This is a genomic window from Anabaena sp. WA102 (genome assembly GCF_001277295.1).
Taxonomy (GTDB): domain Bacteria; phylum Cyanobacteriota; class Cyanobacteriia; order Cyanobacteriales; family Nostocaceae; genus Dolichospermum; species Dolichospermum heterosporum.
Map to the genome: position 1 here is coordinate 2,783,417 of NZ_CP011456.1, position 12,631 is coordinate 2,796,047.

Genomic DNA, 12,631 nt, shown 5'->3' on the forward strand with positions numbered 1-12,631 from the left:
GATAACACACTATCTCAATTGTACTCACCCTCAATTCTCTCCCTAAATATTAATACTATTAGGAATCGGCAAGAGCTTGTTTAAGATTTACCAACGTCGGTTGTAATACTACTAAATGTAAATTATATCTAATATCTGCTTGCAAATAACGTTGTTGTAGTGGTTGCCATTCTTGCCACAATTGATAACGATTTGCGGCTAATAGCGTCGTTAATCCACGTAATTGAGTATCCAGTTCTGATTTGAATATATTCTCTAACCATTCATGTAAAACCATATTATCTTGGATCATTCCCAAGATTTCTTGAATATTTTTAATATCATGAATATGTGCAGTAAAAGACTCACCATATAATTCAGTAAATAATTCCATTTGGTAGCGGAGACGTTTGGCTTGTTTTCGCAAATCATGGAGAGTTTTACCTTCTGTTTTCAGATGTTCTTCTAATTGGTTGGGTGTCCATTTTGTTTGGACTACTATTTCTGATTTAACAATTTTAGTGCCAATTAGCCATCCTGGATGTAAGCAAAATTCACTCACTTCTGGTGAGAGTAAATCTGGTAAGATGTGATAAATTGGTACAGATGAAAAACTTCGATAACTAGGATTTTTTAACCAATTTTCAGCTTCATTTTTAAAAGATTTATAAACTTCATCTTTAAATATATTCTGCACATGAGAAACGGCAATTTCTCGTTGTTTATGCAATTCTGTAAAAGCTGTTTCTAGAGATTTTTGTTCTTTTTCAAGTAAATGCGGTTTGTAATTCTTTTCCAAAATTTCTGCAAGGACATCTAAATCTCTGAGACTACCTAAAATGCGGGCAAATTTACCAATATTTTTATCACTAACTGATTTTGGTAAAAATAAATATCTTTCAAATCTACTCACAGCAGTTCTTAACCGTCGCATTCCCACTCGCATTTGGTGAAGTGGTTCTGGATCTTCGTCTCTTTTAACTGCTTTTTCCCACCTTATAGTTTTTGTCAAGTGGTTTTCAATAGCTTGGTGTGCAGTTTCACCGAGGGTTTTGATTGATGTTTCCGAGGGAATTTTCATTGTCAGAATTAGGATGTCCAGAATTAAGGGATGAACATTGTCTGAATCAGGATGTCCAGGATTAAAGGATGAACAGGATGAAACCAGGAATTTTATTACCAATATCCAGGATTAAAGGATGAACATTGTCAGAAATGGCTAACGCCACGCTACGCGAACAGGATGTCCAGGATTAAAGGATGAACAGGATGAAACCAGGAATTTTATTACCAATTACCAGCCTCAAGTAGATAATTCACAACTTGAATTAATACTTAATTGCTGTTTAAAGATTAGTGGAAATAGCTTGTACTGGACAAGTAGGAATACATTGTTCACAGACTATGCAGCGCGATCGCACAAAGGTGAGTTTATATGTCTCTGGATTAATAGCTAGGGCTTCAGTGGGACAAACTCCCGTACATAAACCGCAGTGAACACATACATCCTCATCAATAACTATTTCACCTAAACCCAGGGAAACATGAATATGTTGCGATCGCATCCATTCAATTGCTGCATCTAACTGATCAATGTCCCCCAATAATTCTACTACTAGTTTACCAATTTGATTCGGCGCAACTTGAGCGCGGATAATATTCGCAGCGACATTAAAATCCTTTGCTAGTCGGTAGGTAACAGGCATTTGAATCGCCCGTTTGGGAAAAGTCAGGGTAACTCTTTTTTTCATTATGTTAGAAAACAGTAAACTAGATGATGAACTAAGTTAATAAGTCTTAATAAATTGATTATGAGTACCCAAGCCCCTGTAAATTCTAGTAACCGCATCAAAAACTTCTTAATTGCCATTGTAGCGATCGCTTTGGGAGTTGCCCTCTTCCTGGGACTTAAAACTGATTCTACCTCAGTTTCCCTGGCGGAATTGGGTAAAACTGCTATTCCCTTAGAAGTAGCTGTCAGCAATGGAAAACCTTCTCTAGTCGAGTTCTACGCCGATTGGTGTACAGTTTGTCAGAAAATGACTCCCGACATGGCCAAACTCCGAGAAAAGTACAATAACAACCTGAATTTTGTCATGTTGAATGTTGATAATACCAAATGGTTGCCAGAAATGCTCAAATATCGAGTAGATGGCATTCCCCACTTTGTATTTTTGGGTAAACAAGGAGAAACCATCGCTGAAACCATTGGTGATATTCCCCGCACCATTATGGCTAGTAATTTAGAAGCCTTAATTACCGGTTCAACCCTTCCCCACATTCAAGGTAATGGCAAAACCTCCCAATTTTCCGCACGAGTCGCCACAGATAGTAATCAAGATGATCCTCGCAGTCACGGTAGCCAAGTTGTAAATTAGGTAATTGGGGATTGGTAAAAAGTTATTAATTTATTATTTGTCAGAATCAGGATTTTCAAGATTTAAGGATGTACAGGATGAAGTTTTTTAATTATTATTTATGATCTGATCATATTAGTATTATTGATTAACCTTCAAATAAAAATCCTGAAAATCATCTAATCCTGGAAATCCTGATTCAGACAATAAAAACCCTGATTTAGGATCATCATTTTGCTGAATTAATAATAATCCATTAACTCTATTCACCAATTCTTCAAGCTTGATTAGTTCTTCAGCAATTTTTCTCCTTAATCCAATTATAGCTCTATTCCTTGATAAATTGCTTTTACAATATAAGGTCTGGCATTTTGAACTTCTACTAGATCAATTTCAAAAGTATGTCCTTCATCTATAGCAGCCCACGCTTTAAAATAATCTTTTTCTGGTAAACCCCAAACAGCTAAATCAATATCAGAACGCCAACTCATTTGTTGATGATCCAATAAAGAACCGAATAAGACAACTTTTTCTGCACCAAATCTTTCTTTCAATATTTTGGCACATTGTCGAGCAATTTTTAAACCTTGCTTTTGGCGTTCTTGCATAGCAACTAGAAACTGAGGACGATTTTTTCTAGCCTCTAAAACCTCTTGGATAATTCGTTGTTTAGTAGCTTCATTAATGAGACTCATAGTTTCTCAAATATGGGAATTTTCTAAAATAATTATAACTCGATTTTATGGAAAATTGCTCTATCAGACATTACTCAAAGTAAGATAGTGTATGATTGTCTTTTTTCTCAAAATTTACTATGGCTACAATTAACGACAACTACCTGAAACTCAAAGCTGGTTATCTGTTTCCAGAAATTGCGCGACGGGTAAATGCTTTTGCCCAAGCTAACCCTGATGCTAAAATCATTCGCTTGGGGATTGGTGATGTCACTGAACCCTTACCAGAAGCTTGCCGCACAGCCATGATTAAAGCTGTAGAAGATATGGGCGATCGCTCATCTTTTAAAGGATATGGACCAGAACAAGGTTATGCTTGGTTAAGGGAGAAAATCGCCACCCACGACTTCCAGGCACGGGGAGCAGCCATAGAAGCCGATGAAATCTTCATTTCCGACGGTTCTAAGTGCGATTCTGGCAACATTCTCGATATTTTTGGCAAAAATAACATTATCGCCGTTACAGACCCAGTATACCCCGTTTACGTAGATACCAACGTCATGGCAGGTAACACGGGAGACGCGAATGAAAAAGGCGAATATGGTGGTTTAGTTTATTTACCTGTCACCGCTGAAAATAATTTCACAGCGGAAATTCCTAGCCAAAAAGTTGATTTAATTTATCTTTGCTTTCCTAATAATCCTACAGGTGCAACTGCAACTAAAGAACACTTGCAAGCCTGGGTAAATTATGCCAAAGCTAACGGTTCAATTATCTTCTTTGATGCTGCTTACGAAGCATTTATTACAGATCCTACCTTACCTCATTCTATTTTTGAAATCGAAGGTGCGAGAGATTGTGCTATTGAATTTCGTTCTTTCTCCAAAAATGCTGGGTTTACCGGAACTCGTTGCGCTTTAACTGTTGTTCCCAAAAACCTCACAGCTAAAGCTGCTGACGGTACTAATGTCGAACTTTGGAAACTCTGGAATCGTCGTCAGTCTACCAAATTTAACGGCGTTTCTTATATTATTCAACGCGGTGCAGAAGCGGTTTATTCAGAAGCAGGACAAACACAAATCAAAGCTTTGGTAAACTTCTATTTAGACAATGCTAAAATCATTCGTGAAGAACTGACAAATGCTGGTTTAAATGTTTATGGTGGTGTAAATGCTCCTTACGTATGGGTGCAAACTCCTCATGGTTTATCTAGTTGGGAATTTTTCGATAAGTTATTAGAAACAGTGAATGTAGTGGGAACTCCTGGTTCTGGTTTTGGGGCTGCGGGTGAGGGTTATTTCCGCATTTCTGCCTTTAATAGTCGGGAAAATGTGGAAGAAGCCATGAAGCGAATCACCGCTAAGTTTAAGGTGTAATTCAAGTTTAATAATTTATGGTGGGTAATTCCCACCTTACTTTTGTGAAATGAAACTTCTCCTGTCATTTACAATCCGTAGAAGTCCTCATTTAAAATTTGCTCAATCGAAAAAGGAAAGGTGATAGGATATTCACTTTCTTCCGGTATCCGCACCCCAAATTTGGCAAATTTAGCTTCTTTAATTGCTAACTTACGAGCGTCGGGATAAGCTTTTTCTATAGCTTCAACCAAGAAACTTTTAAGAGAGGGAGTATCGGCTAAATTATCCAGAACCCGCTGACGATGTTCCACAACTGAACTGTACCAACTTCCCTTCATCGAATCAGGTGCATCATGTTGAATCTTTAACTTGAGTAAATGAGCCAATAAAATTTTGAGATTACTTCTGAGCGTATTCTTCTCCGATTTACCCAAATCAACTAACTCCTCAATCAAATGCTGAATATCTAGCGACTCAAATTCATGATTTTGTAACTGCTGAATTGTTTGCTCAATCCATAATTGCAAATCGCTATCATATAGGGTGTTAGACATCTTTTTAGATTTACTCCCAGTGCAAATTTTGATTTAGTGAAGTAAGAAAATTAAGCCATCAAACTCTTATCTTTTCCCTCCTGCTGTATTTAAGATGTGACAACTTCATGTAATTCATGGGGAGTCAGATGAGAATGAACAACTTCACCATCACGAAACCAAACAATCCGTTTAGTTTGTCGCGCAACTTCTGATTCATGGGTGACAATAACAACGGTAATACCACTGCTATTAAGTTCACTGAACAAGTCTAATACTTCTTGGGTAGTATGAGAATCAAGTGCGCCAGTGGGTTCGTCTGCGAGGAGAACAACAGGATTGTTGACAATGGCACGAGCGATCGCTACTCTTTGTTGTTGTCCCCCTGATAATTGGGTAGGTTTGTTGTTGAGACGTTTTTCTAAGCCAACTTTGATTAATGCGGATGTCGCCCGATCTTTTCTTTCCCCAGGTTTAACACCAGCATATACCATTGGCAGCATGACATTTTCTAGGGCTGTTAATTGATTTAATAAATGGAATTGTTGAAAGACAAAACCGAGTTTTCTATTGCGAATATGCGCCAATTCAGTATCATTCATTTGCGCGACATTCAAATTATCTAAATAATAATTTCCACTACTAGGACGATCTAAACAACCGATAATATTCATAGCTGTAGATTTGCCCGAACCAGAGGGTCCCATAATCGAACAATATTCGCCTTGTGTGATCACCAAATTTACATTATTCAGTGCCTTAACTTCTATTTCCCCAATTCCATAAATTTTGAAAATATCCTCTAATCGAATAATTGCTAATTCTGGTGCATGGGGAATATTTGCATTAGTTATTGTCAGAGTATCATCCACAAAGATTTATCCTTATGTAAAATATAATTGTAGTAAAGATTAGGGGAACCACGGGGGGATCGTCCCTACATATATTATGGGATTTTTTGGGCGATCGCATCATGTAGAATTGATATTAATCATTAACCCGATAATTATGAGGGCAACTACGGGGTCTACACATACACATATTTATATGATCTGTTTAGGCGATCGCATTACGCCTCATGTAGAATTCTGACTTTTCCCGTTAAGTCTTGAAAGGCTTGTCAGCAAAGGATTTATTTTATTCGGTTTTTAGCTTTTTTAATGGATAAGTAGGTTGGCGTTGAAAATTGTTGTTATGGCAAGGCAAGAGGCAAGAGGCAAGAGTAAAGAAGTTTTCAGCGATTTTACGTTTCTTTACACAGTTTGGTTTTATTGTGTTCACCTACTTATTCTTATAGGGACTTCCAATTAAAAAAATACCCAAAAATTTCTTGTGGTGCGGGCATCTTGCCCGCTAATCATCAAGGACGGGTAGGATGCCCATCCCACGAAATTGGGTAATTTATTTTTTGGTGTTCCCATAGAATGCCCACATTATCATCAAAACAATAACTCACAAATAATATTTTTTCCGGATCTAAGATTCAAATAACATAATCTAACAAACTTTTTCAATTTTTAATTTCTACTATTGAGCTAAATATCTGCAATTAATGGAGTATAATCTTTAAAATCAGGATATATTATTGAACATGGATTTTATCACCATTTTAGGCTTAGTTGCAGGGGCATTAACTACTATTGCTTTTTTACCACAAATGTTCCAAATATGGCGCACGAAATCAGCAAAAGATGTTTCTTATGTGATGCTGATAGTCTTCATGAGTGGTTTGTTTCTGTGGTTAGTCTATGGGATTATTCTCGGTGCTTTGCCCGTTATTCTCGCTAATGGGGTGACATTATGTTTTAACTTGATTATTCTATGGCTTAAAATTAAATATAGATAACCTTACTAAAAAAGCTGTGACATCATCTGTATTTGACTGCGAACGCCTTCTATTTACCCCTGCAACCCCCAAGCACGATGCCATTCCCGTAATTTTCGCCTTTCCCAATGAGTACACTGTGGGGATAACTAGCCTGGGTTATCAGGTGGTATGGGCGACTTTGGCCATGCGTGATGATTTGCAGGTAAGTCGCTTATTTACTGATATTCGGGAACAACTTCCTAGACATCCAGAATTATTAGGTTTTTCGATGTCTTGGGAATTAGATTATGTGAATATTTTTAATCTTTTGGAATCTTTAGAAATTCCCATTCGGGCTGATTCTCGCAATCAAAATTATCCTTTAGTTTTTGGTGGTGGACCAGTTTTGACGGCTAATCCTGAACCTTATGCCGAATTTTTCGATGTGATTTTATTGGGAGATGGTGAAAATCTGCTTGGCGATTTTATAGATACTTATAAAAAAGTCAGAAATGCTGATAGAGAAACTCAGTTAAAAACTTTAGCCCAAGTTCCGGGAATTTATATTCCTAGTTTATATGTAATAGAATATGTTACCCCAGATGGGGAAATAAAATCAATTAATCCGATTTCGGCGGAAATTCCCCCAATTATCCAAAAGCAAACTTATCGAGGCAATACTCTTTCTGCTTCTACTGTGGTGACAGAAAAAGCGGCTTGGGAAAATATTTATATGGTGGAAGTGGTGCGGAGTTGTCCCGAAATGTGCCGCTTTTGTTTAGCTAGTTATTTAACGTTGCCTTTTAGAACTGCGAGTTTGGAAAATTCTTTAATTCCTGGGATTGAACGGGGTTTAAAAGTTACAAGTCGGTTGGGTTTGTTGGGGGCTTCTGTTACTCAACATCCAGAATTTACAGAATTATTAGATTATATTGGTCAACCAAAATATGATGATGTGCGGTTGAGTGTGGCTTCTGTAAGAACCAATACAGTTACAGTTAAATTAGCCGAAACTTTGGCAAAACGAGATACAAGATCATTGACAATTGCGGTGGAAAGTGGTTCGGAAAAAGTTCGGAAAATTGTCAATAAAAAATTACATAATGATGAAATTATCCAAGCAGCTATCAATGCAAAAGCTGGTGGTTTATCTAGTTTAAAACTCTATGGAATGGTGGGAATTCCTGGGGAAGAAGCAGAAGATGTGGACGCAACTGTAAAAATGATGGAAGGTATAAGAAAAGCTGCTCCTGGTTTGCGGTTAACACTGGGGTGTAGTACCTTTGTCCCCAAATCACACACACCATTTCAATGGTTTGGGGTAAATAAGCAAGCAGAAAAGCGGTTGCAATTGTTACAAAAGCAAATAAAACCTCAAGGTATGGAGTTTCGACCAGAAAGCTATAATTGGTCAATTATACAGGCTTTGTTGTCGAGAGGCGATCGCCGACTTTCTCCATTATTAGAATTAACCCGTGATTTTGGCGACTCTTTGGGAAGTTATAAACGGGCTTTTAAACAACTGAAAGGACAAATTCCCGACTTAGATTTTTATGTTCACAGCAATTGGTCAACTGAGCAAATTTTACCTTGGAATCACTTACATGGACCCTTACCTCAGTCTACACTAATTAAGCATTTAGCAGAAGCTACCAACTTGGAATTAAATCATAAATAATGCACACAGATACAATATTCTATCAAATCTTCCTCACCTTCCATACTCTATTATTTGAACTACTGGGACAACCCACAGAAAATGCGGAAGGTTATCAATTTACTTCTGTAGAAGTCAAAGAAAAAGCTTTTCGATTTGATGGAATATTCATGCCAGATAGTGAAGAAAAACCCATCTATTTTGTCGAAGTCCAATTTCAAAACAAACCAGAGTTTTATTGGGAATTAATTACAGAGATAAATATTTATCTCAATCAATATAAACCAGAACAAGATTGGCAAGCGGTAGCCTTATTTGCTAAACGGAGTTTAGATGTAGAAAAATTAACTAATTATCAACAGGAATTAGTCAATAGTGGAAGAATCAAACGAATTTATTTAGATGAAATAGCATCAGGGTCAATAGGGATGGGATTAATTGAATTAATTGTCAGTAAAGAAAACCAATCACAGGAATTGGTTAAAAACCTGATGACAAGAACAAAGACAGAAGTTAGCAATGATAGTGAAAGACAAGGTATTATAGAATTACTGGAAAGTGTTTTGATGTCAAAGTTTTCCCAATTAAGTCGTCAGGAGATAGAAGCGATGTTTTTAGTAAGTGATATTAAGCAAACAAGGGTATATCAAGAGGCAAAGGAGGAAGGTGAGAAAAACTTACTCCTGCGTCAGTTGTCTAAAAGATTTGGAAAATTAGGAGATGCGTATATCAAAAGCATCAATAGCTTGACAATAGCACAGCTAGAAGACCTGGGAGAAGCATTATTAGATTTTGGAGATATTAACGACTTGGAACAATGGCTAAAATCCCACACAGAATCATAAATAATGCACACAGATACAATATTCTACCAAATCTTTCTCACCTTCCATACTCTATTATTTGAACTACTGGGACAACCCACAGAAAATGCGGAAGGTTATCAATTTACTTCTGTAGAAGTCAAAGAAAAAGCTTTTCGATTTGATGGGATATTCATGCCAGATAGTGAGGAAAAACCCATCTATTTCGTCGAAGTACAATTTCAAAATAAACCAGAATTTTACTGGGAATTAATCACAGAGATAAATATTTATCTCAATCAATATAAACCAGAACAAGACTGGCAGGCAGTAGCTTTATTTGCTAAACGTAGTTTAGAGGATGTTTGAAAAGTATCAGAATTAATCGAGATCCCCCCAACCCCCCTTACAAAGGGGGGCTAAATTCCTCAAAGTCCCCCTTTTTAAGGGGGATTTAGGGGGATCTGCGGGTGTCAGATCCCACACGAAAAAGTTTTCAAACAACCTCTTAGATGTGGAAAGATTAACTAATTACCAACAAGAATTAGTCAATAGTGGTCGCATCAAACGAATTTATTTAGATGAAATACCATCAGGTTCAATAGGTGTAGGGTTAATTGAATTAATTGTCAGTAAAGAAAACCAATCACCACAATTAGTTCAAAACTTGATGGCAAGAACAAAAACAGAAGTTAGCAATGAGAGAGAAAGACAAGGTATTATAGAGTTATTGGAAACTGTCTTAGTGTCAAAGTTTTCCCAATTAAGCCGTCAGGAGATAGAAGCCATGTTTTTAGTAAGTGATATTAAGCAAACAAGGGTATATCAAGAAGCAAAGCAGGAAGGTGAACAAGAAGGTAGACAAGAAGGTAGACAAGAAGGTAGACAGGAAGGTAGACAAGAAGGTGAAAAAATCTTACTGCTGCGGCAGTTATCTAAGCGGTTTGGAAAATTGATTACTCGCCATATCGAAAGTATTAACAGCTTGACAATAGCACAGCTAGAAGACCTCGGAGAAGCATTATTAGATTTTGGAGATATTAATGACTTAGAACAATGGCTAAAATCCCACACAGAATTATAGATTTAGAGATTTCTACCTTCTGACTGAAAATGAATCAAATTATTACTCAAGTAGACGCTTTCACTAATACTCCATTTAAAGGAAATCCTGCGGCTGTATGTGTTTTAGATAGTCCACAATCTGAAGCATGGATGCAAAATATCGCCCAGGAAATGAACTTATCAGAAACCGCTTTTTTAGTTAAACAAGATGATGGGTTTAATTTGCGCTGGTTTACTCCCACGGTAGAAGTTCCCCTGTGTGGACACGCTACCTTAGCCAGCGCTCATGTATTATGGTCACAAGGGCATTTATTACCAAATCAGGAGGCGCGTTTTTATACAAAAAGTGGTATACTAATAGCTAAACTAGAAAATGATTGGATTCAGTTAGATTTTCCGGTGAATCTCTCTCAATCTGCGGAATCACCTCCAGAATTAAGTCAAGTTTTAGGAGTAACTTGTAAATCTGTTGTCCAAAATTCTCTCGGCTATTTAGTAGAAGTAGAATCTGAGCAATTAGTCAGAGAAATGCAGCCGAATTTCCAGCAGATGAAAACCTTAACAAAGGCGGATATTATCGTTACTAGCATTGCTGATTCTGGTTCAGAATATGATTTTGTCTCCCGCTTTTTTGCCCCCATGTTAGGAATTGATGAAGATCCGGTAACAGGTGCAGCACATTGTTGTTTAGCACCTTTTTGGCGGGATAAATTGGGAAAAGATGAATTTTTGGCTTATCAAGCTTCCAATCGCGGTGGAGTGGTGAAAATGTACTATCCAGGAGCCAACCGCGTCTTTCTATCTGGACAAGCTGTAATAGTAATGCAAGGACAATTAACTTTAGGTTAAGAATATATCAGATCCCCGACTTCTTAGAGAAGTCGGGGATCTTTAGACAAGAATTAAGTTAATATTTGTAATTAAATTTTTATATTTAAGATGACACTTATCGGGCATTATTGACTGTAAACCTCCTTTAATGTAGGAAGTTGAGCAGTAAATACATTGGAGGGTCCATTTTTTATAGGTGATAATGTTAGTAATACATTCCTAAAGAGGGATGGCGATTTGATAAGAGTGTTAAAATTCAGAAAATAAAATCCCAGTAAATCCTGAATTTTTACATAAAATTAACCCATACTAAAAACTCCAAAAATGACCACTAACCGTGCAACTAATAGAAATTTACTTCAAAAATCCGATTGGCCCGTTAAAGACTTACCAGGATTGAGTGCAGAAGATCAAGCTCAACTCAAAAATTGTGGCATTAATACCACAGAAGAACTAATCAAAAGAGGAAAAACTCCAGAAGAGAGAATAGTATTAGCAGGTAAATTACAGGTAAATATCCATTCTGTGAATAAATGGGTAGTTTTAGCAGGTTTAGCCCGTGTTCCCAGTGTAGGAACTCAATATTGCGGTGTATTACTTCACTCTGGGGTTATTTCCATAGCTCAACTAGCCCAAACTCCTACTCACAGATTGCATAGACAAGTTATGCGCTTGCAAGTAGCGACATTGCATAACCGGGATTTGTGTCCAGCAGTTGAATTAGTACAACAGTGGAGTCATCAAGCGCAAGCAATGGGTAATTAGTCAGTTGTCAGTGGTGAGTGAGTAGTGGGTAGTGGGTAGTGGGTAGTGAATAGTAAAATTTTTGTCCATTCCCTTTTTTCTTCTTAACTGTCACCTGTCACCTGTCACCTGTTACCTGTCACCTGTTACCTGTCACCTGTTACCTGTCACCTATTCCTTTGCTAGGACACCGTTAAGAAAGATATCCGCTAACCCCTCCGCCATTTTTTGCATTTCTTGGGGGGAGGCGTTGGGGTCTATGAGGGTATGATCAGAGAAACCGGCGATCGCAAATAAACCTAAAAAAACTTTAGCTCCAAGTTTGGCATCCATCTGACGATAGATGCCTTTATCTATTGCAGTTTGAAAAAATGCTTCAGCAACATCTGTCATTTTATCAATAACTTCTGTTTGAATGCGATCGCGCAAATCTGGATGAAATTGCACTTCCATGAAGCAAACGCGCATAATATCGGCGTTTTTTTGTAAATTCCACATCCGTCGCCGCATAACTTGAGCGATCGCCTTATAGCTACCCATTTCGCTAAGTTCTGTCAGTAAATCTGTGAGAATATCCACCCAACCGCTAGTGGCCACTTCCACCAAAATTGCTTTTTTATTGGCAAAATGACGAAAGAGAGTTCCTTCAGCTACCCCTGCGGTTTGTGCTAAATCACGGGTTGTAGTTCCCTCGAACCCTTTGGCTGCAAATAACCGCTGTGCTGCTTGCAAAATACGTCCGCGCGTCTGCGTTTCTGATGATGGAGGAGAACTAAAAATCCGCATAGTAGTTATTTTGATATCTTTAAAACAAGATTCGTAG

At 37.5% G+C, this 12,631-nt stretch carries 16 protein-coding genes; 9 read left to right on the top strand and 7 right to left on the bottom strand.

What is annotated here, in order from left to right:
- Positions 1–58: 58 nt before the first annotated feature.
- Complete coding sequence (locus tag AA650_RS12020; RefSeq protein WP_053539200.1) at positions 59–1,060, bottom strand: CHAD domain-containing protein; 1,002 nt, start codon at positions 1,058–1,060, stop codon at positions 59–61.
- A gap of 265 nt (positions 1,061–1,325) precedes the next feature.
- The gene (locus AA650_RS12025) at positions 1,326–1,730 is read right to left on the bottom strand and encodes an NIL domain-containing protein (RefSeq protein WP_027404943.1); all 405 of its coding nucleotides are present in this window, start codon (positions 1,728–1,730) and stop codon (positions 1,326–1,328) included.
- A gap of 60 nt (positions 1,731–1,790) precedes the next feature.
- On the opposite strand from AA650_RS12025, the gene AA650_RS12030 reads away from it, so the two are divergent.
- Entirely contained in the window at positions 1,791–2,357 is a 567-nt protein-coding gene (locus AA650_RS12030) for a thioredoxin family protein (RefSeq protein WP_053539201.1), read from the top strand.
- A gap of 120 nt (positions 2,358–2,477) precedes the next feature.
- On the opposite strand, the gene AA650_RS29100 is transcribed toward AA650_RS12030, so the two are convergent.
- Together AA650_RS29100 and AA650_RS12035 are read right to left on the bottom strand one after the other, a co-directional pair.
- The gene (locus tag AA650_RS29100) at positions 2,478–2,606 is read right to left on the bottom strand and encodes a hypothetical protein (RefSeq protein ID WP_256366871.1); all 129 of its coding nucleotides are present in this window, start codon (positions 2,604–2,606) and stop codon (positions 2,478–2,480) included.
- Between the two features lie 50 nt (positions 2,607–2,656).
- Positions 2,657–3,031 carry a nucleotidyltransferase family protein gene (locus AA650_RS12035; RefSeq protein ID WP_053539202.1) on the bottom strand — a complete coding sequence of 125 codons (375 nt, stop codon included), beginning with the start codon at positions 3,029–3,031 and terminating at the stop codon, positions 2,657–2,659.
- Between the two features lie 119 nt (positions 3,032–3,150).
- Between AA650_RS12035 and AA650_RS12040 the strand changes: the two genes are divergently transcribed.
- Entirely contained in the window at positions 3,151–4,386 is a 1,236-nt protein-coding gene (locus tag AA650_RS12040; protein WP_053539203.1) for an LL-diaminopimelate aminotransferase, read from the top strand.
- Positions 4,387–4,454: 68 nt separating this feature from the next.
- Here AA650_RS12040 and AA650_RS12045 read toward each other — a convergent pair whose 3' ends face one another.
- Together AA650_RS12045 and AA650_RS12050 are read right to left on the bottom strand one after the other, a co-directional pair.
- A complete protein-coding gene (locus tag AA650_RS12045) occupies positions 4,455–4,922 on the bottom strand; it encodes a DUF29 domain-containing protein (RefSeq protein WP_027404938.1) in 468 nt (155 codons plus the stop codon).
- 89 nt (positions 4,923–5,011) lie between these two features.
- Positions 5,012–5,773, bottom strand: a complete 762-nt coding sequence (locus tag AA650_RS12050; RefSeq protein WP_039204811.1) for an ABC transporter ATP-binding protein — start codon at positions 5,771–5,773, stop codon at positions 5,012–5,014.
- Positions 5,774–6,492: 719 nt separating this feature from the next.
- On the opposite strand from AA650_RS12050, the gene AA650_RS12055 reads away from it, so the two are divergent.
- From AA650_RS12055 to AA650_RS12085, 7 genes are all read left to right on the top strand, one after another.
- Positions 6,493–6,747, top strand: a complete 255-nt coding sequence (locus AA650_RS12055) for a SemiSWEET transporter (RefSeq protein WP_027404936.1) — start codon at positions 6,493–6,495, stop codon at positions 6,745–6,747.
- A gap of 16 nt (positions 6,748–6,763) precedes the next feature.
- Positions 6,764–8,386: a B12-binding domain-containing radical SAM protein gene (locus AA650_RS12060; RefSeq protein ID WP_053539204.1), complete on the top strand. Its 1,623-nt coding sequence runs from the start codon at positions 6,764–6,766 to the stop codon at positions 8,384–8,386.
- Positions 8,386–9,210: a DUF2887 domain-containing protein gene (locus AA650_RS12065; protein ID WP_053539205.1), complete on the top strand. Its 825-nt coding sequence runs from the start codon at positions 8,386–8,388 to the stop codon at positions 9,208–9,210. The genes AA650_RS12060 and AA650_RS12065 overlap by 1 nt, the downstream gene beginning before the upstream one ends.
- 3 nt (positions 9,211–9,213) lie before the next feature.
- On the top strand, positions 9,214–9,537 hold the full coding sequence (locus AA650_RS12070; protein WP_234413380.1) for an Rpn family recombination-promoting nuclease/putative transposase: 324 nt from the start codon (positions 9,214–9,216) through the stop codon (positions 9,535–9,537).
- 145 nt (positions 9,538–9,682) lie between these two features.
- Positions 9,683–10,252: a DUF2887 domain-containing protein gene (locus tag AA650_RS26440; RefSeq protein ID WP_261340156.1), complete on the top strand. Its 570-nt coding sequence runs from the start codon at positions 9,683–9,685 to the stop codon at positions 10,250–10,252.
- A gap of 29 nt (positions 10,253–10,281) precedes the next feature.
- Positions 10,282–11,082, top strand: coding sequence for a PhzF family phenazine biosynthesis protein (locus AA650_RS12080; RefSeq protein WP_053539206.1), 801 nt, complete (start codon positions 10,282–10,284; stop codon positions 11,080–11,082).
- 306 nt (positions 11,083–11,388) lie between these two features.
- Positions 11,389–11,829, top strand: coding sequence for a DUF4332 domain-containing protein (locus tag AA650_RS12085; RefSeq protein WP_039204813.1), 441 nt, complete (start codon positions 11,389–11,391; stop codon positions 11,827–11,829).
- A gap of 150 nt (positions 11,830–11,979) precedes the next feature.
- Here AA650_RS12085 and AA650_RS12090 read toward each other — a convergent pair whose 3' ends face one another.
- A complete protein-coding gene (locus AA650_RS12090) occupies positions 11,980–12,594 on the bottom strand; it encodes a TetR/AcrR family transcriptional regulator (protein ID WP_053539207.1) in 615 nt (204 codons plus the stop codon).
- Positions 12,595–12,631 lie beyond the last annotated feature (37 nt).

Coding starts and splice junctions, on each gene's coding strand:
- AA650_RS12065 (WP_053539205.1), top strand. CDS start 8,386: ATGCACACAGATACAATATTCTATCAAATCTTCCTCACCTTCCATACT.
- AA650_RS12045 (WP_027404938.1), bottom strand. CDS start 4,922: ATGTCTAACACCCTATATGATAGCGATTTGCAATTATGGATTGAGCAA.
- AA650_RS12070 (WP_234413380.1), top strand. CDS start 9,214: ATGCACACAGATACAATATTCTACCAAATCTTTCTCACCTTCCATACT.
- AA650_RS12035 (WP_053539202.1), bottom strand. CDS start 3,031: ATGAGTCTCATTAATGAAGCTACTAAACAACGAATTATCCAAGAGGTT.
- AA650_RS12090 (WP_053539207.1), bottom strand. CDS start 12,594: ATGCGGATTTTTAGTTCTCCTCCATCATCAGAAACGCAGACGCGCGGA.
- AA650_RS12080 (WP_053539206.1), top strand. CDS start 10,282: ATGAATCAAATTATTACTCAAGTAGACGCTTTCACTAATACTCCATTT.
- AA650_RS12030 (WP_053539201.1), top strand. CDS start 1,791: ATGAGTACCCAAGCCCCTGTAAATTCTAGTAACCGCATCAAAAACTTC.
- AA650_RS12020 (WP_053539200.1), bottom strand. CDS start 1,060: ATGAAAATTCCCTCGGAAACATCAATCAAAACCCTCGGTGAAACTGCA.
- AA650_RS12025 (WP_027404943.1), bottom strand. CDS start 1,730: ATGAAAAAAAGAGTTACCCTGACTTTTCCCAAACGGGCGATTCAAATG.
- AA650_RS12055 (WP_027404936.1), top strand. CDS start 6,493: ATGGATTTTATCACCATTTTAGGCTTAGTTGCAGGGGCATTAACTACT.
- AA650_RS12085 (WP_039204813.1), top strand. CDS start 11,389: ATGACCACTAACCGTGCAACTAATAGAAATTTACTTCAAAAATCCGAT.
- AA650_RS12040 (WP_053539203.1), top strand. CDS start 3,151: ATGGCTACAATTAACGACAACTACCTGAAACTCAAAGCTGGTTATCTG.